At 27.3% G+C, this 24,250-nt stretch carries 19 protein-coding genes; 10 read left to right on the top strand and 9 right to left on the bottom strand.

Annotated elements, in window-relative coordinates; genetic code table 11:
• The 5 genes from secF to groL form a co-directional block, all read right to left on the bottom strand.
• A complete protein-coding gene (gene secF, locus BDU_RS03265) occupies positions 1-897 on the bottom strand; it encodes a protein translocase subunit SecF (protein ID WP_012538394.1) in 897 nt (298 codons plus the stop codon).
• The gene (gene secD / locus BDU_RS03260) at positions 881-2,644 is read right to left on the bottom strand and encodes a protein translocase subunit SecD (RefSeq protein WP_012538393.1); all 1,764 of its coding nucleotides are present in this window, start codon (positions 2,642-2,644) and stop codon (positions 881-883) included. The genes secF and secD overlap by 17 nt, the downstream gene beginning before the upstream one ends.
• Positions 2,645-2,724: 80 nt before the next feature.
• Positions 2,725-3,048, bottom strand: coding sequence for a preprotein translocase subunit YajC (gene yajC / locus BDU_RS03255; protein ID WP_012538392.1), 324 nt, complete (start codon positions 3,046-3,048; stop codon positions 2,725-2,727).
• A gap of 15 nt (positions 3,049-3,063) precedes the next feature.
• Complete coding sequence (locus BDU_RS03250; RefSeq protein WP_012538391.1) at positions 3,064-3,360, bottom strand: hypothetical protein; 297 nt, start codon at positions 3,358-3,360, stop codon at positions 3,064-3,066.
• Between the two features lie 60 nt (positions 3,361-3,420).
• The gene (gene groL / locus BDU_RS03245; RefSeq protein ID WP_012538390.1) at positions 3,421-5,055 is read right to left on the bottom strand and encodes a chaperonin GroEL; all 1,635 of its coding nucleotides are present in this window, start codon (positions 5,053-5,055) and stop codon (positions 3,421-3,423) included.
• A gap of 223 nt (positions 5,056-5,278) precedes the next feature.
• Here groL and BDU_RS03240 point away from each other — a divergent pair, with 223 nt between their 5' ends.
• The 3 genes from BDU_RS03240 to BDU_RS03230 all read left to right on the top strand — a co-directional run bounded on the left by BDU_RS03240 (position 5,279) and on the right by BDU_RS03230 (position 8,579).
• Complete coding sequence (locus tag BDU_RS03240) at positions 5,279-6,970, top strand: hypothetical protein (protein ID WP_041177736.1); 1,692 nt, start codon at positions 5,279-5,281, stop codon at positions 6,968-6,970.
• 91 nt (positions 6,971-7,061) lie between these two features.
• Positions 7,062-7,580, top strand: a complete 519-nt coding sequence (locus tag BDU_RS03235; protein ID WP_012538388.1) for a transcriptional repressor — start codon at positions 7,062-7,064, stop codon at positions 7,578-7,580.
• A 12-nt stretch (positions 7,581-7,592) separates the two neighbouring features.
• Positions 7,593-8,579, top strand: a complete 987-nt coding sequence (locus BDU_RS03230) for an alpha/beta hydrolase (RefSeq protein WP_012538387.1) — start codon at positions 7,593-7,595, stop codon at positions 8,577-8,579.
• Between the two features lie 28 nt (positions 8,580-8,607).
• On the opposite strand, the gene BDU_RS03225 is transcribed toward BDU_RS03230, so the two are convergent.
• Both BDU_RS03225 and BDU_RS03220 read right to left on the bottom strand, forming a co-directional pair.
• Positions 8,608-10,167, bottom strand: coding sequence for a PTS transporter subunit EIIC (locus tag BDU_RS03225; protein ID WP_012538386.1), 1,560 nt, complete (start codon positions 10,165-10,167; stop codon positions 8,608-8,610).
• 39 nt (positions 10,168-10,206) lie between these two features.
• Positions 10,207-10,893: an N-acetylmannosamine-6-phosphate 2-epimerase gene (locus tag BDU_RS03220; protein ID WP_318250785.1), complete on the bottom strand. Its 687-nt coding sequence runs from the start codon at positions 10,891-10,893 to the stop codon at positions 10,207-10,209.
• Positions 10,894-11,047: 154 nt separating this feature from the next.
• Between BDU_RS03220 and ylqF the strand changes: the two genes are divergently transcribed.
• The 5 genes from ylqF (at position 11,048) to BDU_RS03195 (ending at position 15,706) form a co-directional block, all read left to right on the top strand.
• Positions 11,048-11,899, top strand: coding sequence for a ribosome biogenesis GTPase YlqF (gene ylqF / locus BDU_RS03215; protein WP_041177735.1), 852 nt, complete (start codon positions 11,048-11,050; stop codon positions 11,897-11,899).
• A gap of 86 nt (positions 11,900-11,985) precedes the next feature.
• A complete protein-coding gene (locus tag BDU_RS03210; RefSeq protein WP_012538383.1) occupies positions 11,986-13,029 on the top strand; it encodes an ABC transporter ATP-binding protein in 1,044 nt (347 codons plus the stop codon).
• A 5-nt stretch (positions 13,030-13,034) separates the two neighbouring features.
• Positions 13,035-13,838, top strand: a complete 804-nt coding sequence (locus BDU_RS03205; RefSeq protein ID WP_012538382.1) for an ABC transporter permease — start codon at positions 13,035-13,037, stop codon at positions 13,836-13,838.
• 9 nt (positions 13,839-13,847) lie between these two features.
• A complete protein-coding gene (locus tag BDU_RS03200) occupies positions 13,848-14,639 on the top strand; it encodes an ABC transporter permease (protein ID WP_012538381.1) in 792 nt (263 codons plus the stop codon).
• 17 nt (positions 14,640-14,656) lie between these two features.
• Entirely contained in the window at positions 14,657-15,706 is a 1,050-nt protein-coding gene (locus BDU_RS03195) for an ABC transporter substrate-binding protein (RefSeq protein WP_041177734.1), read from the top strand.
• A 31-nt stretch (positions 15,707-15,737) separates the two neighbouring features.
• Here BDU_RS03195 and BDU_RS03190 read toward each other — a convergent pair whose 3' ends face one another.
• Positions 15,738-17,063, bottom strand: a complete 1,326-nt coding sequence (locus tag BDU_RS03190) for a Na+/H+ antiporter NhaC family protein (RefSeq protein WP_012538379.1) — start codon at positions 17,061-17,063, stop codon at positions 15,738-15,740.
• A 921-nt stretch (positions 17,064-17,984) separates the two neighbouring features.
• Complete coding sequence (gene zwf, locus BDU_RS03185; RefSeq protein WP_012538378.1) at positions 17,985-19,418, bottom strand: glucose-6-phosphate dehydrogenase; 1,434 nt, start codon at positions 19,416-19,418, stop codon at positions 17,985-17,987.
• A 170-nt stretch (positions 19,419-19,588) separates the two neighbouring features.
• Here zwf and BDU_RS03180 point away from each other — a divergent pair, with 170 nt between their 5' ends.
• Both BDU_RS03180 and BDU_RS03175 read left to right on the top strand, forming a co-directional pair.
• The gene (locus BDU_RS03180; protein WP_012538377.1) at positions 19,589-21,064 is read left to right on the top strand and encodes a nicotinate phosphoribosyltransferase; all 1,476 of its coding nucleotides are present in this window, start codon (positions 19,589-19,591) and stop codon (positions 21,062-21,064) included.
• Positions 21,034-24,246 carry a PD-(D/E)XK nuclease family protein gene (locus tag BDU_RS03175; RefSeq protein ID WP_012538376.1) on the top strand — a complete coding sequence of 1,071 codons (3,213 nt, stop codon included), beginning with the start codon at positions 21,034-21,036 and terminating at the stop codon, positions 24,244-24,246. The genes BDU_RS03180 and BDU_RS03175 overlap by 31 nt, the downstream gene beginning before the upstream one ends.
• The last annotated feature ends 4 nt before the right edge of the window (positions 24,247-24,250 follow it).

Here is a 24,250-nt window from a genome sequence, read left to right as displayed (position 1 = left end):
CTATTTGATTTTTTTATAACAACTTAAAAGAATAGGAGAAGCTATAAAAACCGAAGAAAAAGTACCAACAACAACACCTACCATAAATATCAAAGAAAAATCCTTAATAGCACCTTCAGTAAATATGTATATAGAAAATACAGCAACAAATGTAGTAATAGATGTTAAAATGGTCCTTGACAAAGTTTGATGAATACTTATATTTAAAATATTTAAAAATGAACTATCTGTTATATTCCTAGAATTTTCTCTAATTCTATCAAAAATAATGATCGTATCATTTAAAGAATATCCAATAATTGTCAATATAGAAACAATTATTGAACTATTTATTTCTATTCTAAATAAACCTAAAAAAGCAATCACAAAAAGTATATCATGCATAGTTGCAAATATTGATGACACAGCATAACTCAATCTAAATCGTAATGTCACATAAACTAAAATAAGGGCAAATGTTAAACAAACCAACAAAACAGACTTTGTCCTTAAAACAGATGAAAATCTTGAATCAATAAAATAAGAATCAAGAATTTCAACATTAGCATCAAACTCAATACCTAGTTTATCTAGCAACATACTATGAATTTCTTTTTTCAAAGAATAATCAGTAACCTCTGACTTTATTATAATATCAAAATGACTCTTAGAATCATTTGCAATAATTTCATTAACATCAAATGTTTTATAAAATGAAGAGAGCACTCTTTTTATATCAGAATCCTTAATACCTGCTTTATCTATCACAAAATTAATATTTACACCCGAAGAGAAATCTACTCCCCAATTATAACCACCATGATACATAAAGGTGTAAATAAAACCTAAAAAAATCATACAAAAACTAGCTATAATAGCTTTATTTCCATATTTTAAAAAATTAAACACCTTTTGCATAATTTGAACTCCAAGAAATACTTACACATTTGTTTCTATTCAAAGATATAATCAATTCCAAAATAAACCTTGAAAAGACTAAACTACTAAAAAGTGACGCCACAATCCCTATAGATAAAGACCACGCAAAACCTTGAATAGTCCCTGTTCCAAGAAGAGTTAAGAAAAGCACAGCTATAAATGTTGTAACATTTGAATCCATTATTGCCCAAAAGGCTTTTTTAAATCCATCTTCAAATGCTCTTTCAAATTTTCTACCATTTCTAATCTCTTCTTTAATCCTTTCGTAAATAATTATATTAATATCAACAGCCATACCCATCGTTAACACCAGACCTGCAATACTTGTAAGAGTTAAAGTAAAATTAAATGCAGAAAGAATTGCCAATATTAAAAACAAATTATAAATGACCAATGAAAATCCTGCAACAAAACCACTTGTTTTATAATATACAAACATAAATAAAAAGACCAAAACAAGAGCAAGAAGAGAAGCCTTTATGCCAAGTTCAATTGTTTTTTCTCCAATAGTAGGACCAATAATCCTTAAATCATCTATTTTTATCTCAACAGGAAAAGCTGCTGTTTTAAAAACAAATGCAAGTTCCTGTGCTTCCTTTTTATCAAAAGAATCTCCTTGAATTGATACATTTCCACCAGCAATAGCATGATTAATATTGGCTACTGACTTAATTTTACCTTCCATAACTACAGCTAAAGTTTTTCCAACATTTTTTTGAGTAAAAGCAAAAAACTTCTCACTACCCTCACTATCCAAAGTAAATGTAACCACATCCTTTCCCGTTTTAGGATCACTTAAAATTCCAGCATCTTGAATATGAGACCCATCAAAAGAATTGTCAAGACCAAAATCAACAACATAATAACGCACTCTTGCCTCATCATCAACCCCATAAGCATCCTTTATATACCAGGGAAAAATTTTTTTACTATCATCAAGTTTCATGCTATTTTTAATATCATGTATAGAATAAAGGGGACCGGCTTCTAATATCTTAGAATTAAGAACAGAAGTAGCATCAAGATCAACAACATAAAAGATCAAATTTCCTTTACCACCCAAAAGAGAATCAACACGTCTCTCGTCTTTCTCTCCTGGAATATCTAAAAAAATTCTATTTCCACCTGCTTCTCTTGTAATTTTAGGTTCTGTAAGTCCAAAAGTATCCACCCTTTCCTTAAGTATTTGCATCGTACGACCAATAGCTTCTTCCTTTTCTAGAACACTTAAAGCTCTTCCTAATCTTTGTTCAAGCTCTAAATAATCAAGAGAAATAGTAACACTTACTCCTCCAGATAAATCAAGCCCAAGTTGTATTATTTTGTTTTTATTTCGCTTGATCTCTTCATAATATCTATAAATTTCAAGACTAAGTTCTTCAATATCAGAATCAGTTAAAAAACCACCCCTTAATGCTTCTATATCATTAAACGATTTGGGAAATTCTCTTCCATAAGTCTTATAATTATTTTTTGCAACTGGAATTAAATATTTTAAATCATCTGGAATTTGACCCTTCGGATTTTTTCGATACAATTCCTTAAGTTTCACAAGAGAACTTAAAGCCTGCGATTTAGAATAATCTCTTAAAGCCTCTTTTGAATATGAACTAATTTGTTTATCCTTCTCTTTAGTAAAAAAATACCATTTTAGAGTAGGAAATATTAAAAAATAAGCAAAAGAAGTTACAAACAGTATTAATATCAATTTAGAGACTTTATTCATAAATAATACCCTTATCCTTATTATGTCAAGTTAAAATTAAATTATTATGTTAAGTTAACATTATATATTAAAATTGCAAATTACTTCTCATTTTTTAATTTTTTATCCTTAATTTCGTCAAAAATAACCTTCTCAATTGAACTTTTTACAAATTTTGCCTCTGAAGTTTCACTAAGCTCAAGCAAAACTTCAGAATCATCAACTCTCTTAACAACTCCAAAAATTCCACCTATGGTTAAAACTTTATCACCTTTTTTAAGGCTTTTCAGCATTTCTTTCTTTTTCTTCTCTTCTTTACGTTGAGGAGATATCACTAAAAACCAAAATATAGCTATTACGGGAACAAAAACTAATAAGCTTCTAAAGAAGCTACTACTATGACTAAAATCTTGCAATAAAAACATAAAATTTCCTAATTTTTAAACATAAGTAACCTTTATATTAGCAATATCATCCGGATAAATTACCCCAAAGAGGAGCTCAAGCTCCTCTTTTCTACTATAAGTAGAGTTACTAATGTTATTATACCTTTTAATCAAATAATCAATAAGAGCATCATCTTTCCTATAAAACGCTTTACTAAAAGCGCTTCTATAAAATCCAAGATTAAAAAGCTCTTCCACACTTTTATCTTTATGTTGACCTAGAAGCTCTTTATCTATTATAGCCCTAATCCCATCATAACCTATACAAAATACAAATTCATTCTCACTCAAATTTTTATCCTTATAACAATAGAAACTCTAATAAAAGAGAAATCTGCAAAAAGGATTAACTTACATCATTCCCATTCCTGGATCCATAGGATAATTGCCACCAGCACTATTCTTTTCTTCCTTAATTTCAGTAATAGCACATTCAGTTGTCAATAACAATCCTGCAATTGAAGCTGCATTTTGAAGAGCACTTCTTGTAACTTTAGCAGGATCAATTATACCACTCTCAATCATATTAACCCATTTAAAACTTGCTGCATCAAAACCAAGTCCTTTCTTGTCAGTCTTAATCTGATGAATATAAATAGAACTCTCAAATCCAGCATTAGAGATTATTTGTCTCATAGGTTCTTCAAGACTTCTCTTCACAATCTCAAAACCTTGCTTCTCTTCATAACTAAGCTTACTTACGTCAACTGTATCAAGATACATAGCAACTTCAATAAGAGTTGATCCACCACCAGGAACAACACCTTCCTCAACAGCAGCACGAGTTGCAGATAAAGCATCCTCCACCCTATGTTTTTTCTCTTTAAGTTCTACTTCGGTAACAGCACCAACATTAATAACAGCAACACCACCAACAAGTTTTGCAAGACGTTCTTGTAATTTTTCTTTGTCATATTCAGAACTTGTCTCTTCAATTTGCTTTTTAATAAGCTCAGCACGCTCTCTTATTTGCTCTCTATTTCCAGTATTAATAATAGTAGTATTATCTTTGTCAACTTTTACTGACTTAGCTTGACCAAGTTGTTCAAGTTCAACATTCTCAAGAGTAAGTCCTAGTTCTTCACTAACAAGAACCCCTCCAGTAAGTATAGCAATATCTTCAAGCATTGCTTTACGTCTATCACCAAATCCAGGAGCCTTAATTGCACAAACCTTCAAAGCACCACGTACACTATTTAAAACAAGTGCAGCAAGTGCATCTCCCTCAATATCCTCAGCAATAATTAATAAAGGCTTATTTGTATTTACAACTTTTTCAAGCACTGGTAAGAGTTCTTTAATTGTGCTAATTTTTTTTTCACATATCAAAATATAAGTATCATCGAAACTCACACTCATATTTTCTTTATTTGTGGAAAAATAAGGAGATAAATATCCTCGATCAAACTGCATACCCTCAACATAAGAAATTGTAGTATCAAAAGTTTTTGACTCTTCAACAGTAATAACCCCATCTTTGCCAACTCTGTCCATTGCCTCTGCAATTTTTTCACCTATTGAAGTATCATTATTTGCAGAAATAGATGCAACTTGTGCAATTTCTTCTTTGGTAGTAATTTTTTTAGCAGATTTGCGAATTTTTTCAGCAGCTAAAGCCACAGCATGATCTATTCCTTTCTTAATTCCAATTGGATTAATTCCTGAAGAAACATTTTTAAGTCCTTCTCTTGCAATTGCATAAGCAAGTACAGTAGCCGTAGTAGTTCCATCTCCAGCCAAATCATTTGTCTTAATTGCAACTTCTTTTAAAAGTTGTGCTCCCATATTTTCAAATGAATTTTCAAGATCAATTTCACGAGCAACACTAACTCCATCTTTTGTAACAATAGGAGAACCAAATTTTTTATCAATTAAAACATTTCTCCCTTTAGGACCAAGAGTGACCTTTACAGCATTTGATAATTTTTCAATACCGCTAAGCAAACTCTTTCTAGCATCTTCATTAAAATATATGTCCTTAGCCATAAATTTTACTCCTTTTAAGTATAAAATTTAAAGTTAAATAATAAATAGCACATTATAAAGTTAACATGAACTTCATACATAATCACTATAAAAATATAATTTTTTTTGTTTCATTAATCAAGCCAAAATAATAAAAAATAAAGAAACCTATATATAGTAATTTACTGGAAAAACAATACCATTTATACTAATTTAATATATACTTATGTAAAGATTTTTTATGATGTTTAGAAAAACTAGAAATTCAAAAATTTATATTGTTATTGTTTCAATAACTTCATTTGCTGAAAGCAAATTATATTCCATTTTATCAAATGCCAAATACTTAATTGAAAGTCAAAAACTAACTTATAAAATACACTGGACATTCCCAACATATTTTTTTGAAATTTTAAAACTAAATTCAGAATTAAATGAATGGTTTTTTAAAAGACTTAAAAATAACGAAGATATATACATTCCAAGCACATATAGTGGAAGTCCTCATGAATACATGCTACATGATGAGATACACGTAGATCTGTACTGGGCCTTAAAAAACCCATTCAAAAGCGGATACAAAGATTTATTTCAAGATAATCCTAACACATTTTATATCTATAATATGGAAAAACTAAGAAAAAGAGTACTTGAATTATACAGAAAACTTAATTTCAATTATATAGAAGGCATAAGGATTGCAAAAAATAACAAAAAATATTTGGTTTTCTATAAAAATAACTGTCAATTTTTATCAGAAATACAAGAACCTGATATACGAAAACAAAACACAGACTCACTCATTTATTTCCATGAAATTAAAGACATCTATGATAATCAAGTATTAAAAAATTTCTTGCTCTCTTTAAAAGAATTAGATACAAATTTTTATAGCATTAAGATACAAAATCTAGAGGGTAAAAAAATAAACACAGAACTTTTAGAAATTCCAGAATTTAATTCATTAAAAGAACAAGCATTAGTACTGCAATTCCAAAATAAAAGACTCAAAGAATATCAAATAAATGAAGCTTCTTTAAAAGAATTTTTAACTAATAAAAATTTTGAAAACCAATCACAAAATCCAGAACCTATTACAAGCAAAAATCTAGAATATAATATGGAAGGTAATTTTACATTATCCCATGAAAAATATTATGTAAAATTTAAAGAAGGCAAATTAAATAGAATCAAATATAAAGAAAAAAACTCTGAATTTCTAGATTCATGTAGAACTTATATTAAAACTTTATCAAAAAAAGAAATCATTATAGAACCAATTATTGAGAGTTCATTTTCATTCTCAAATGAAAAAATTATAGGTATTAGACAATATTTAAATTTCAATGCAAAAGAAAAATCAATAATCGATTTCTTTTTGGATGAAAATCTTGCAAGCTTTTTTATATCTCTCAAATTAGTATGGCCTACTACTGTTATAAATTGTAACAATAAAAAGCTAAATATAAATAATATAAATTACTTAACTGAATATTCAAGTTTAGAAATACCCATATTTGAAGTTGAAAGAGGGACAAACTTAAAAATTACTGCAAGATACAATGATCTTGATACCTATGAAAAAATCATTGAAACAAAAAAAGATACTCAAGGATATATTAATGGAACAGAATTTCTAATATCCAAAGGAAGCGATCAAAACAGTAATTTTTTCATCAGTTTTTTAAACATTGAAAAATGTATTATATATACAATAAATTACAAAATTGCAAAAAAAGGCTTTAAAAGGTGGTTTATATTAAATATAGGAGGATCTTATAATAAAGTAAAAATTGAGGATTTGAAAAATTATTCTTTGAGTTTAAATTTACTCTTATTACCAAATAATAATAATTTTGATAATAAAATAAAAATAAACTCAAAAATAAAAACTTTACTTTTTTATCCAAATATAAAAAAAAATGAAAATAAATAGCTATCAGTAGCAAAATATTAATAAACCGTTATAAAATTATTTTTATAAGGACATTAAAGTACTTAATCTTAAATAATAAAGGGTATTATATATGAACAACAATACAATCGAGGTACATTCTACTTTAGAAAAAGTCGGAATTACTAATGACCCTATCTTGCTAAAATCATTAACAACAGAGTTGGGCATGAAAGCCTCACATTCAAGAAATAGAATAATTTTACATATTGCATCAAATCCACGAGAATATTTTACAGCAAAAGAAATTTATAACAAACTCATAAAAGAAATACCAAGCTTATCAAAAGCAACAGTATACAATACGCTAAATATCTTAAAAGAACGCAACATTCTTAAAGATATAAAAACAACAGACCAAAAAGAAACAAGATTTTATCTAAGTTTGACTTCTACAATAGCTCACTTTAAATGCAACAAATGCAATCAAGTTTATCCAATACAACTTGATGACATTAAAGATATTCTGAAAGACAAACTTGGAGAAGAATGGAAAACAAAATCCATTGAAATTATTTATTCAGGAGCATGTAATAATTGTCATCAAGAATCTCAACAAGAAGAATACAACACCAATGATGACAATCATTAAAGGAAAAAATATATGAACATTAAAAACGCAATTTTTATTTTTATTTTTATTTTTTTATTAATAATAGTAGGCCCAAAAATAAAATTTAGAAATGAATTTGACAAAACTCAAATTCCAAATAAACTTGAAGAAATTGATCAATACCTACTCATCGAAGAGTCCAAATTCAATTTGGTAGAAAACACAAAAAAAGAAATTATATGGAATAAAGAAAAGGAAAAAACACAGTATGCAGTGGTATATATTCACGGTTTTGGAGCATCAAAAAATGAAATTTATCCTATTCCTAATAATATAGCTAGAGCATTAAAAGCAAATATTTTCTTTACAAGGCTTAAAGGCCATGGAATTGACAATAAAAATGCATTTAAAGGGGTTAATACTAAAGACTGGTTACGAGACATCGATGAAGCTATCCAAATTGGCCAATCAATAGGAGAAAAACTAATACTTATTGGAACTTCAAACGGCGGTGCCTGTGTGGTTTGGGCATTAAAAAACTATCAAGACAAAATACATTCTGCCGTTTTAATATCACCTAATATCTATCCTAAAGACAAAAGAACAAATTTAGTTTATTACCCTTGGGGACGTCAAATTGCTTATCTAATAACAGGAGGGTATAATGAGCCTGAGATAAGACAAAATAAAAGAATAGAATACTCAAAGGTCAACATATTTCATTCGCCAATACGACAAATTGATTCAATAATTGCAATGATGGGTCTTGTTAAATTAATCAATATTAATGGTTTTAACGAAATTAAAACTCCACTCACAATAGCTTATTCCCCAAATGATCCTACAGTAGATTCTCAGGAAATAAATAATTTTATAAATAATTATGGGGGATACAAACAATCAATACCAATAATTCTTGTTGAAAGTCCTCATTCTCATGTTCCTGTAGGAAATCACAGTTATAGAAGTGCACAAAACACATCTTATTTAACAAAATATGCTGTCGATTTTATTCAAAACATAAAAAAAAGCAAGTGATGTAAAAAACATACACTTGCTTAAAATTTTAATTTTCTTCATTATCAAGATATTCTTCAATTTCATTTTTAAGAACACTAACTCCAGGCCCATAAACTACCTGAACACCACTGCTCTTGATAATAATTCCTTTGGCTCCAGTACTTTCCAAAATACTCTTTGAAACCTTTATAGAATCTTTTACGGTAACTCTAAGTCGCGTAGCACAACAATCAAGTTCAACAATATTATCACGTCCCCCAAGGCCCATAACTACTTGCACACTAACATCACCTTCCCTTACAACTTCATTTTTACTTAAAGAAAAAGAATCATGAGAATTAACAATATCCTCCCTACCAGGAGTCTTATAATCAAATTTAGATATTAAAAAAGTAAAACTAAAATAATATAGCCAAAACCAACAAACACCTACCATTGGAACTAAAACCCAATTTGTTCTTGCATTTCCTTGTAAAATCCCGAAAAGAACAAAATCAATAAATCCCCCAGAAAAAGTCTGACCTATTGTAATCTGTAAAATATGAGCAACCATAAATGCACACCCATCAAAAACTGCATGAACTACATAAAGCACCGGCGCAACAAAAAGAAAAGAAAATTCAAGGGGCTCAGTAATTCCTGTTAAAAAAGAAGTTAAAGCCGATGACAACAAAAGACCAAAAACTTTCTCCTTTTGATTAGGTTTTGCAAGTCTATAAAGTGCAAGAGCAGCTCCAGGCAATCCAAACATCATAGTAATAAATCTTCCGCTCATAAAACGACTAGTTCCAATAAAAAATTTATCAGTACTATGAGATGAAAGTTCCGCAAAAAAAATGTTCTGAGTTCCTTCTACCAATTTACCATTAATAATTTCAGAACCACCAATACCAGTTGTCCAAAAAGGCAAATAAAATATATGATGAAGCCCAAAAGGACCAAGCATTCGCAAAAAAATACCATAAATAAGAGTACCAACATATCCTGTTGCATCAACTAATACACCCACCATACTAATTCCAGATTGCATAAATGGCCAAAATATAAACATCAATACAGCAAGAAAAATACTTGAAAGAGAAACTATTATCGGTATAAATCTAGATCCTGAAAAAAACCCAAGTACTCTTGGAAATTCAACTTTATTAAATTTATTATGAAGACAATAAGTCATAATACCAACAATAATGCCACCAAAAACACCTGTTTCTAAAGTTTTAATACCAAGTATTAATCCAATAGCTCCATTTGAGAAATCTTCAACTTTACCAAACATCTCAACTAAAATACCAATCGTAGAATTTAAAACAAGATATCCAATAAAAGCCGCAAGCCCTGCTGTTCCCTTATCCGATTTTGCAAGCCCAACAGCAACTCCAATTGCAAATATTGGTGGCAAATTAACAAAAATAATAGCACCTGCGGTACGCATGATGTTAAAAACTGATTGAAGAAAAAATACATCTAAAAATGTATAAGTACTAATAGTTGCCGGATTGGAAAAAGCACCTCCAATTCCTAAAAATAATCCTGCCGCAGGAAGAATGGCAATAGGCAACATAAAAGAACGACCAAATTTTTGGGCATTCTGAAAAAATCTCCCCATAAAAACCCTCCTATATACCTAAAAATATTAAATATACTATTAAATTGTTATAACTTCATTTATTTTATCAACAAAACTTTTAGTAATTTCCATAGGTCGTGTAATAGCTCCACCTACAACAACCAAAGAAACTCCCAACTCAAAACTTCTCTTAGCCTTAAGAGGAGTATCAATTTTGCCTTCAACTATCAATTGCGCTTTCAAATTACATTTAAGTAAACTTTTTAAAAAAGCAAAATCATTATCAGCAATATTAAATCCCTCGGTATCTTCTGTATATCCATGCAAAGTTGTACCAATAAAATCAAAACCAAGTTGATCTGCATTTAAAGCCTCATCTAGAGACCCAATATCTGCCATTAATAATTGGCTAGGATATTTTTCCTTAATTTTATTCACAAATTCAGATAACAAAAGCCCATCAGGACGATTCCTAAAAGTAGCATCAAGAGCAATCACCTCAACCCCTTCATCACAAAGTTCATCAACTTCTTTAAGAGTAGGTGTAATAAAAACAGAAGAATTGTGATAAACTCTCTTAATAATGCCTATAATTGGCAAATCAACTTCTGATTTTATTTGACGAATATCAAGAACACCATTAGCTCTAATTCCAATAGCTCCTCCCATTTTTGCTGCCAAAGCCATCCTAGACATAATAAAACTACTATGCAATGGCTCCCCTTCAAGTGCTTGACAAGACACAATAAGACCTTTCTTAATAATAAAAACCTCCTACAATACAATCATCTAAAAGAGCTTCTAAAAAAGCTTAAAGATATAAATTTATAATATTTTTACAAAAGATACAATTAATCAACAATTTAACATAAAAAAAACATATATTTCACATACAATGAAATTAAGATATAATTTAAAAATGTCAAATAAAATCAACTGGTTTCCAGGCCATATGAAACGGGCCTTAGAGTTAATACAGATAAATATCAAAAAAACAAATATTGTATTAGAAATACTTGATGCCAGGGCTCCATTTAGTAGCAAAAACCCGCTCATAGAAACAATAATCAAAAACTCAAATAAAGATAAAATAATACTTTTAAATAAATCAGATCTTGTCCACGAAGGAGAAATTCTAAAATGGAAAAAATATTTTGAAACTCTTGGTAATAATGTATTAATCACAAATATATATAAAAAAGGAATAAAAAAACAAATAATAAACAATATAAAAAAAATAGCTAACATAAAAAAAATTAAAACTTATAAAGAAAAAATAAAAGTTTTAGTAATTGGAGTCCCAAACGTTGGAAAATCATCAATAATTAATCTATTAGTAGGAAAAAAAAGTACAAGTGTTGCAAATAAACCAGGACACACAAAAAATATACAAATATTAAAAGTAAATGAAGATATTAATCTCTTTGACATGCCAGGAATACTATGGCACAACCTAGAAAATCAAGAAATAGCAAAAAAATTAGCAATATTAGACATGATCAAAAATGAAATTATAGATAATACAGAACTTGCCCTATATCTACTTAAAGAAATGCATATAAAAAACAAAACCAAATTGATAGGAAAATATAATATAATATCAACAGACGCACTTAAAATTTTAGAAGAATTTGCAACAATAAGAGGATTTATCAATAAAAAATATGGAACGGATATTGAGAGTGCATCAAAAATACTGATAAAAGAATACAGAGAAGGAAAATTTGGAAAAATTATACTTGACTTAAGACCTGATAACAGCAATAAATAAAATCATTTACATAAGCATTAATATAAAGTATAATCTAGTCTCATGTGGCTTATAATAGGCTCATACAAAAAGGAGGGTCCCATTAGTTGGATAATTACATCCTAGAGATTAAAAATTTAAAACATTATTACACAGATAGTAATAATAAAACTCTAGATTCAATTAATTTAAAAATAAAAAAAAATGAATTTATTACCTTACTTGGCCCATCAGGATGCGGAAAAACAACGTTAATAAAAATAATAGGTGGTTTCTTAAATCAAAAAGAAGGAGAAATTTATTTTTTATCAAAAGAGATTTCAAAAATTACACCTAATAAAAGAGAGATCAACACAGTATTTCAAAACTATGCTCTATTTCCACACATGAATGTCTTTGACAATATCTCATTTGGACTGCGAATAAAAAAATTAAATAAAAATTTAATCAAAGAAAAAGTCAAAACAGTACTCTCACTAATTGGCATGCAAAAATACGCATATAGAAATATTAATAAATTATCAGGCGGACAAAAACAAAGAGTTGCAATAGCAAGAGCAATAATTATGGAACCAAAACTTTTATTATTAGATGAACCTCTCTCAGCTCTAGACTTAAAGATGAGACAAGAAATGCAAAGAGAACTTAAAAAAATTCAAAGAAAACTCGGAATAACATTTATCTATGTGACACACGACCAAGAAGAAGCATTAACAATGAGCGACAGAATAGTAGTAATGAATGAAGGAATAATTCTTCAAATTGGAACACCTGAAGAGATTTACAACGAACCAAAAACAAAATTTGTAGCCAGCTTCATTGGTGAAAGCAATATTTTTGAAGGAACTTATGAAAAAGAATTTGTAGTGAAAATGTTTGGAAAAACTTTTCAATGTCTTGATAAAGGATTTAAAAATAATGAATCTGTTGACCTTGTAATCAGACCAGAAGATGTAAAAATATTACCAAAAGGTCAAGGACATTTAAGTGGTGTAATCACTTCCGCAATATTTCAGGGTGTACACTACGAAATGACATTAGAAATTCAAAAATCTAATTGGTTAGTCCAAAGTACAAAATTGACAAAAGTTGGTGAAGAAGTTGACATTTCACTAGGCCCTGATGACATTCATGTAATGTGTAAGGAATAATAAGTATGAATAAAATAATGTTAACATTATATAGTCTCTTCTTATTAATCTTCATTATCTTCCCACTAGTCATAATAATAACTCTAGGGTTTCTTAATGAAAGAAACGAATTTACATTTGCAAATTTTATAAGATTATTAGAACCAAGTTACTTAAGAATTTTTTCAAGAAGTATAAATTTTGCATTAATTACAACAATTTTTTGCATATTAATTGGATATCCTACAGCATGGTTTATATCTATGTCAAAAAAAAGTACTCAAAACAATTTAATTATAATGATAATACTCCCTATGTGGATTAATACCCTACTTAGAAGTTATGCTTGGATTAGAATACTTGGAAAAAATGGCATTATCAATAATTTATTTATAGCAATGGGATTTAAACCCATGGATTTACTTTACAATGAAAAAGCTGTAATAATTGGTATGATATACAATTTTTTACCATTTATGATTTTACCAATATATATAGGGCTCTCAAAAATAAAATATGAATACATCGAAGCAGCAAGGGACCTAGGAGCTAGGATGTGGCAAATATTAATCTATATCAAAATACCATTAACATTATCATATCTTGCTACAGGAATAATAATGGTATTTATTCCTTCAATCACAGTGTTCATTATCTCAGATCTTCTAGGAGGTTCTAAACAAATTTTACTTGGAAATTTAATTGAAAAACAATTTTTATTTGTACCAGATTGGAATACAGGATCTGCTATATCATTTATTTTAATGATAGTCATAGTAATATTTAATTTAACAATAATTAAATTAATGCAAAAAACAGAAAAAATATGAGGTATTAACATGCTTAAAATATTTAAAAATACTTTTTTATTTTTGACACTTAGCTTTATTTATGCTCCCATAATAATTTTAATAATTTATTCTTTCAACGCAGGAGACAATGGATTTTTTTTTGAAGGATTTAGCTTAAAATGGTACAAAGAAGTATTTGCATCAAAACAAATAAAAATTGTTATATATAATACCTTGCTGGTAGCAATAATATCATCTTTCATTTCTATTATAATTGGAATTTTAGGAGCCTACAGTATCTATAAAATAAAAAATAAAAAAATAAAAACTATACTCCTATCAATAAATAAAATACCAATAATTAATCCTGACATTGTAACAGGAATTAGTTTAATGACATTTTATTCTTTAATTAAAATACAACTAGGATTTTCTACAATGTTAATGTCACATATAATCTTTTCAACACCTTATATAATAATAATAATTCTACCCAAGCTATATTCTCTCTCAGACAATATCATTGATGCAGCTCGTGACTTAGGAGCATCAGAAACCCAAATTTTTACAAACATAATACTCCCAGAAATACTTGGAAGTATAGCAACAGGGGGACTTATTGCATTTACGTTATCAGTTGATGATTTTTTAATATCATTTTTTACAACAGGGCAAGGATTTAATAATTTATCAATATTAATAAATTCTTTAACTAAAAGAGGAATCAAACCCATAATTAATGCCATTTCCTCCATACTATTTTTCGTAATACTTAGTCTTTTATTCATTATCAATAAATGCGTAGGAATTAAAAAATTAACGGTAGATACAGAAATTTAATTAAAAGGAGTTTGATTTTGAAAAAAGTTTTAATACTTATAATAATTTTAATTATTGTGTCTTGTTCCTCACAAAAAAAACAAAATGTTCTGAATATCCTTAACTGGGCAGAATATATTGATGAAAATTTATTAGCTCAATTTGAAAAAGAACATAATGTAAAAATAAATTATGACTGTTTCAACAATACGGAAGAAATGATGGCAAAATTTAATAACACAAAAAATTATTATGACATCATAGTTCCATCAGAATATCTTATTGGCGATTTAAAAGATGAAAACAAAATTGAACTTTTAGATCATTCAAAACTACCAAATGTAAAAAAAAATATACTAGATGAATTAAAAAACCTAGAATATGACCCTGGAAACCTTTATTCCGTGCCTATTTTTTGGGGAGTACTAGGAATACTTTATCATAAAAATAAAATTGATATAAATGATATGAATGAATTTGATATATTATTTAATGAAAAATATAAAAAAGAAATTGCAATGTTAGATTCTCCAAAAGAAAATATCGGGGTTGCACTTAAAAAACTTGGTTATTCATTAAATGAGCACAGCATACCTATCATAAAAGAAGCTGAAAAACTACTAAAAAACCAAGTCTCCTTAGTAGTAGGCTATTTCTCAGATATTGCTGCAAAATCACTAATGCTAAACGGTGAAGCATCTATTCAACTAACATGGGGCGGAGAAGCCATAGATGCTATGCTTAAAGATCCAAATTTAGATTTTTACACACCTAATAGTACAAATCTTTGGTTTGATGTCCTTGCAATTCCATCAGACGCACCCAACAAAGAGCTTGCTTATAAATTCATAAATTTTCTTTATGAAAACGAAGCATCTTATGCTAACTTTGAAGAAACAAAATATAATTCTCCAAATAAAAATGTTCTTAAAAGACTAAAATCAGAAGCAACAAATAAACCTGAAATGAAGCTATATTTGGATGATAGATTTGTTCCAAAAAATTTTTCAAAACATGAAGTATTTAAAAGAATATCTAAAAAAGTGAAAGAAGAACAAATGAGAATATATGTAGAAATATCATCTTAACATAGGCACTTTAAAAAAGTGCCTATTACATTTAAAAACTGATTTTTTTCAATTTAAAAAAGGCTATAGAAAAAATAATAATAATACCTAAAAAAACCTGATAAAACAAAAATGGCATAATATCAAGTGGAGATATGGCTCCCTTTGCAATATTCATAACACTTATCATATGCATTCCATATGGCAACGCACCAATTAAAGCACAAGAAGAAATTGAAAGCAATGCTGCACAACGTTTAGGGCAAACAGAATTGGCCTCAGATATTCCCTTAGTAACAGTCCCATTAACTAAAATTGCAAGACCACTATTTGATAAAAATCCTGTTACCATAATTATTAAAAAAGTAATTGTAAATTCAGCACTTCTTCTACATCTAGCTAAATATTTTAATTTGGTTAAAATCCACTCAAAACCTCCATGATTAATAGTCATATAAGAAATTCCACCTGTAAAAATAACAATAATAAGCATCTCACTTAAATCCAAAAGTCCTTCATTAATCTTTTGAGCCATTAAAAGCAAAGTTAAATCACCATTAACAATGCCAATAAATCCAGCAATCAATATTCCAAAAAATAAAACTAAAAAAACATCTACTCCTAAGAATGCAAAAATCATAACAAAAAGATAAGGAATTACTTTAAAATAATTTATATCACCAAGTTCAAACTCAGCACCAATACCACTCATATAAGAACCTAAAATAGCAAATGCTACGGTTGATAAAATAGATGCAGGAAATGTAAAAAAAGCACCATTTCTAAAAACATCTATAATTTTGACTCCCTGGGTACGACTTGCAATAATAGTTGTATCTGATATTAAAGACATACTATCACCAAAAGCACCACCTCCAAGAACAGCTCCTGCAACCACTGGCAATGGAATGCCGCTCTTATCCGCTATCTCAAATCCAATTGGGGTAATAGCAACAACAGTTCCAAGAAAACTACCAGTTGCCGTAGAGAGGAAAAGACATATTAAAAATATTCCAGCCACTAATAAATTGGCAGGTATATATTTAAGACCAATATTTGCCACAGTTTCAACGCTACCTATTTCTTTACAAACAGCAGAAAAAGCACCTGAAATCATAAATATAAAAGATATAAATATAATATCATTCTGTGCACACCCTTCAACAAATTCATTCAATTTATCTATAAATGAACCTTTAAATAAAAGAAATGCCGTGACAACAGCTAATAACATAGCAATTATTGGTGGCATTTGATAAAAAGCCATCTCTACACCTTGAATCTCTAAAACTATTCCTGTTCCTACATATACAACAATAAAAACAAGAAAAGGAACAAGCCCAAAAAAGTTTGGTTTTATATGACTATCTGTGTTCATTTTAACCCCCTATATAATCCACAAATTGATGTAAATTACTATTTAGATCTCTTTCTTTTTTAATTTTAAGAAATCTCAATAAATTTAATTTTTCATAAAAAATCAAAAAATATCTTTATTTATCTCAAAATAAACTATAAGTAAAATCATAAAAACAATTAATAAATAAAAACTATAATTACCTAATAAAAATTTGAGACCTGTAAAATGCAAATAAACACTTCTTAGAAAGAATAACTCATATCAATAAGAAATATTATCAATAAATATCACCTTGTCTTCTTACTACAAACATGTTAACAAATAAGAAAATATTATCTCACTATAACAAAACAAAATGATCATTATACAAACCTTGTCAAGTCACCATCCCATCCTCACTCTTAACAATTTACTCTAACCATTTATTTATTCATCATAATAAAAGTGTGCTCTTCAATAACATCTAGATCATAACTCAGACTTACAACGTTTCCTCTAGCTAATTTGCATAAGCTTGCATAAGATATAAAGGATCACAAATCTATACCAAATTTCAATATATCTATAAATATTTCCCTGCAATATCTCCCATCCAAGAAAAAGTAAAACAAATAATTCAAACATGAATAAAAACAATTCATATGAAATTAACATATACCTTAAGATTAAAAATATTAAAGAATTACAATAATACCCATTTTGATAAAGAATCAAAATTTAACAAAACTACACTTAACTTCATAATCAATAAACCCTAATCAAATCCTAAAACCAAATAATAAACTCTAGATATATATTTCTAATATTATAGCATAAAACAAAATATTAATGGGCTTTAATTGAAAAATTCATATTAAATCTAAAAATTAATGCAAAAAAGAGAATAAATTAAATTTATATAAAATTATTACTTTACATAAGATTAAATACCATATATAATTACATTTTGCGCCAAAAATGATCCTTTTCCAATATCAAATTGGCTTCAATTGGTCCTTCAGATCCATAAAAATAATCCATATTCTCTATATTTCCCCATTTATCAAGAATATCTGACACAAATTCCCAAGAACTATCAATCTCATCATTACGAGCGTACAAAGTTCTATCACCTAAAAAGGCATCAAAAAGTAATCTCTCATAAGACTCACCAAAAAATTTATTAAATGAAGCATGATAAGAAAATTCCATATTAGCTTCTTGAATTTCATAATTATAACCTGGTTTTTTAGTATTAAATTTAATTTCAATTCCATCTCTCGGTTGTATTCTAAAAACCAAAGCATTTGCAAGATTAGATAGTCCAGTATTAAAAATAGTAAAATTAGGCTTTTTAAACTGAATATATATCTCTGAAAATTTCCTAACAAGTGCTTTTCCTGTTCTAATATAAAAAGGAACACCAGACCAACGCCAATTATCAATAAATAATTTCATAGCCAAATAGGTTTCCGTATCTGAATTACACAAAAAATTAGCTTCTTTCCTATATCCCTTTCTAGAAACACCTTGTACTTTAGAACACACATATTGACCTTTAATAATATTATCTTTCATAGTATCTTGATTAAACTTTCTTAAACTTTTCAAAACTTTAACCTTTTCATCATGAATAAAATCAGCATTAAACCCAATAGGAGGTTCCATAGCAATAAGACTTAAGAGCTGCAAAATATGATTTTGAACCATATCCCTTAATGCTCCAACAGAATCATAATATTCAGCCCTACCATCAATACCAATTTCTTCTGCTACTGTAATTTGAACAAAATCTACATAACGATTATTCCAAATATTCTCAAAAATAGAATTCCCAAATCTAAATGTAAAAATATTCTGAACTGTTTCTTTCCCTAAATAATGATCTATTCTATAGATTTGCTCTTCTTTAAATACAGAATAGAGAAGAGAATTTAAAAACCTAGCAGTATCAAGATCACTGCCAAAAGGTTTCTCAAGAATAATCTTAGATAAATATGAAGTATCATCACATAAATACAACTTTAAATTTTCAATTATTGATTCATAAAATTCAGGAGATGTCGCAAGATAATATATTTTCTCTCTATTACTCAAAAGAGATAATAATTTCAAATAAGCATTTTTATCTCTAAAATCTCCTGATAAATAAATAACAAATTGTAAAAAATTATCAACCAAAGCAGTAAACTCTTCTTGCCACAAAGCGTCCTTAATATAATTTTTAAGTTCTTCATCGGTAAAATTTTTTCGTGCAAATCCAATAATTCTAAAATTACTAATATAACCATCTTTATACAAATTAAAAAGCGAAGGAATAAGTTTTTTTCTAGCCAAATTACCAGTAACACCAAAAATTACAACATCAAAATTAGATACATTCTTTCCACTCATAAAACAGCTCCAACAAGTAATTATACTATTATTGCTATATTAAAAACCATTTAAATAATCCCATTTTAGATACTAATAGTTTATTTACTTTTAATCCAACCAAAAAGTTGATTAAAATAGACAGTATAAAACACACAAATCAAATATCTCTTGGTGTATAATGTAAAACAATGAATAATTTATCACTCTTTACAGACTTTTATGAACTATCAATGATGAATGCTTACTTTACAAAAAATATCAATCCAAAAGCAAAATTTGAAATGTTTTTCAGAAAAACACCATTTAATAATGGATATATAATTCTATCAGGAATCCACACACTAATTAATATTTTAAAAGAATTACACTTTAACAAAGAAGAGATTGAATACCTAGAAAGCCTTAACTATTTTGATAAAAAATTCTTAGAATATCTAAAAACATTTAAATTAAATATAAAAATAAATTCAATTGCAGAAGGGAGAATTGTTTTTCCTCATGAACCCATACTAATCATTGAAGGAAACTTAATTGAACTTTTACTAATAGAAGGACTAGTATTAAACACAATAAACTTTGAAAGCTTAATTGCAACAAAAACAGCAAGAATTAAAGAAGCTGGTGCTAAAAATCTAGCAGAACTTGGACTTAGAAGAGCACAAGGAATTAATGGCGCACTCTCAGCAAGCAAAGCTGCTTATATAGGAGGTGCTAATTTTACAAGTAATGTGCTTGCAGGATATAAATATAATATTCCTATAATTGGCACAATGGCTCATAGTTGGGTAATGAGTTTCCCAAACGAAGAAGAAGCTTTTTGGGAATATGCAAAAACATATCCAAATAATGTCAATTTATTAATTGATACCTATGACACTCTAAAAAGCGGACTTAAGAACGCAATAAAAATTTTTAAACAATTACAAAATCAAGGGAAAAAAAATTTTTCTGTTAGAATTGACAGTGGGGATCTTGAATATTTAAGCAAAGAAGTTAGAAGAAAACTTAATGAAAATGAACTATTTGATGTAAAGATTATAATATCAAATGAACTTGACGAAGAAATTATTATGTATCTAAATTCAATTCATGCTCCCATTGACTGTTGGGGAGTTGGAACAAATTTGGTTACAGCAAAAGGAGAATCTAATCTTTCGGGAGTATATAAAATGATATCTATTCAACAAAATGGCAAATTTATCCCCAAAATGAAAATATCAAATAACATTGATAAAGCAACACTACCTTCTCAAAAAGGAGTTGTTAGAATATATTCAAACAACCAAATGATTTTTGACCTAATTTTTTTAAAAGAAGAAGAAGAAGAAATAAAAAAAATTTTAAATTTAAAAAAACAATTTACAATCTTTCATCCTACACAAGATAATACTTTTAAAGAAATAAAAACTTACGATAGTTTCGAATTTTTAATACATACAATTTTTGAAAACGGCAATATCCTCCAACCCGACGAATTAAAATTAGAAAATATAAGGGTAAATGTTCAAAATGATCTTAAAAAAATTGATCATACCTATAAAAGACTCATAAACCCACATATATACAAAGTAAGTATTACTGAAAAATTAAAAAATCTAAAAAACACACTTGCTAAAGCAAATAATATAATTCCATGTACAAGATATATAAAACAAACAAAATAAGCAATATTTACAATAAAGTTAACGAGCTAATTCGAAATGACAATTTATTTAAAAAAGAAACTATTATCCTTGTCAAAAATAACATTTTAAGTGATGAAATCAAAAAATATCTAGCAACCATAAATGGGATTTCATATAATCTCAATATCAAACACAACACTATTAAAACGATATATAATATTTCAATAGAAAATCCAAATATAAAAAAATTTTTAGAAAACAATACTTTACTTTTTTATACAGAAACAGAAACATTAGTTTTATACTATATATTAAAAGATAATCAAACACAAAACACCTCACAATTTCAATCAACAAAAAACAGATATGCATTTGCATCAAAAATGATTAACCTATTTCACAAATACTACTCTAAATTTTCATATCTAATTGATACTTGGAGATCAAATAACTTTTTATTTGAAGATAAAAATAAACATTACTATGAGTCAATACAAAAAGAAATATTTGAAAAACTATTTGTAAATCAAATCAATATTCTTGATTTACAAGAAAAAATCGAAAAAGAAATAACAAATATCAAACAAGATATTGAAACAAAAAGAATAATAATAATTGGAGAGAGTAGAGAAATTGACAGGAAAATTCTTCACTCTCTGCAACAAATTTTCAACATTACAATATATGAATTAGTACTCGAAGACATAACACAAATTCACTCTAATCTTATAAATGAACTAATACCAATAAAAATCACCAAATTGCAACCAACCATACAATTCACAAAAGAAATTGATATTCAATCATTTAACGAAATAAACTTCTTATCAAGTTTAAAAAATAATATTATTAAAGATACACCTCTATCAAATTTGGACGATAGTTTTAAAATCATACAAGCAAAAACAAAAAAACGAGAAGTAGAAATTTTAATAAATAACATCCTACATTCAACACAAAATAACAATATTAACATAAATGATATAGTGATAACCTATCTTGCAAAAGATATGGACATGTATTTACCATATATCGAAGAACTTTTAAGTAAATACGAACTTGCTTTTACTATTCTAGATTCTCAAGATATCTTAAAGAGCAAAAGCATAATAGCATTAAAACAATTAATGAAATTATTCATTTCAAATAGAGGAACTATTAGTAATTTTAACAGAAAAGAAATAATTGAATTTTTAAGTAACATAAAAGTAATGAATAAATTTAATATTTCAACAAATGAATTAGAATATCTAATCAAATTTAGTGATGCTATGAATATAAATTTTGGCATGAACAAGACACATAAAGAAAAATTATCCTATGACCAAAATTTTTTAAACTCATGGGAAGATGGATTTAATAGATTTTTAATGTCTTTAATCTTTAATGATAAATATGAATGCAACAATTGTAATGAAAATACAAACTTTCAAGATCCAGAATCAATAATAAAATTAATAAGCATAATAAGAAGCCTATATGAAGATATCATGTATTTTAAAGACCAAAAATACACAATACATGAATGGGCAGAAATAATAGATATATTTATAGACAAATATATTAAGCTTGATGACGAAAATAGAATTGATGCATATATAAGTACAAAAATACAACACCTAAAAACTTTTTCAAAAGATGCTAATGAAAATCTTTATAAAGATTACATAATAAAAATCAAAGAAAAAAAAGTTGATTTTTCACTATTTAAAGCAATCTTTGAAGACACCATAACACAAAAAACACATCAATTAAATAATAAAAGTACAGGTATACTTGTAGCAAGCTGTGATAAAATTGAATATCTACAAAAATCCGAAATTCATTTTTTAGGAACTCACGAATTAGACTCAAATATTTATTTTGATAATATGGATTTATTAAATGAATACTATGATTATATAAATCTGGAACAAGAAAATATTTCAAACCTAATTAAAATAATTTTTGCAGCAACACAAAAATTGTATCTTTATTACTCACAAAGCCAATATCTAAATCCAGATATCAATAATCCTAAAATAATAAACAAAATAATAAATCACATCAAAGATACAGGATTAGATATAAAAATCGAAACACACCCAAATGAAAATTATGATCCTGAATATTTTAAATGTAACAAAGCCAATTACCTAATTAACTATGACACAGAAGCTTTTAACATTGCAAAATCACTACAAAAAGGTCAATCTTCAAATTTCAAACAAAAAAGACTTACCTTAAATAAACAAATTACACTTGATATAGAACATATCAATAAAGCCATAACCAATCCATACAAATATTTTTATGAAGAAATACTAAATGTACAAATTAAAGATACAAGTTATATTAATGATATTAAAGAGAAACAAGAAGAACAAATCATTGATATTGATAATTTCAACTATAAACTAATGAGTATAATATCAATACATGAATATATCAAAAATAACACTAACGAACACATATTAGAAAGAATAAATAATATAATCGAAAACCAAATTCAAAGAGGAATAATTCCCATAAACATCAAAAAAACAAAAATAAAAGAAGAATTCATAACAAAATTATTGCAAATCAAAAATAATATTGATATTAATTTTCAAGATTTTTTTAAAATGCAAAAGACTGATATTACATTAAATAAAAATATATTTATTGATTTTGAAGATAAAACAGTGGAATTCAAATTAAATGGCAAACTTAAAAATATATATAAAATAGACAATCAATATTTTTACATCTATCTAGAAAAAAAAGACTATGGTCAAGACAAAATTATAAAAAAAATAAATCTATACATGCTAGGATTAATGATAAAAACTGCAATTACAAATATAAAATCCATTAAAGAAATAAAAATAAATTACGAAACTTCTAAATTATCAATTGAAAATCAATACACAAATGAAGAAATAAATCATCTAGACATTGAAAATTTATTAAAACAAATAGCATATATTTCAAGCCACCCTACTCCCATTTACAAAGATTTAATACAAAAAAGTTTGCTTAAAATAGAAAACATAAATGAATTACCCATAGCACTAAAAACACAAATAAAATATCAACAAAAAAGTATTAGTATCAACAAAAATATGGAATTCATTCTTAAAGATAAAGACATTACATGGTGTCCATATTACAATCGCTTTAGAGACACTCATGATTTAAATATAGAAGCTAATTTAGAAACATTACTTCAAAATTTTTATGCTAAATTTATTAAGGTATAAAATA

Source organism: Borrelia duttonii Ly (assembly GCF_000019685.1).
Taxonomy (GTDB): Bacteria; Spirochaetota; Spirochaetia; order Borreliales; family Borreliaceae; genus Borrelia; species Borrelia duttonii.
This window is presented reverse-complemented; position numbering and strand designations above follow the sequence as displayed.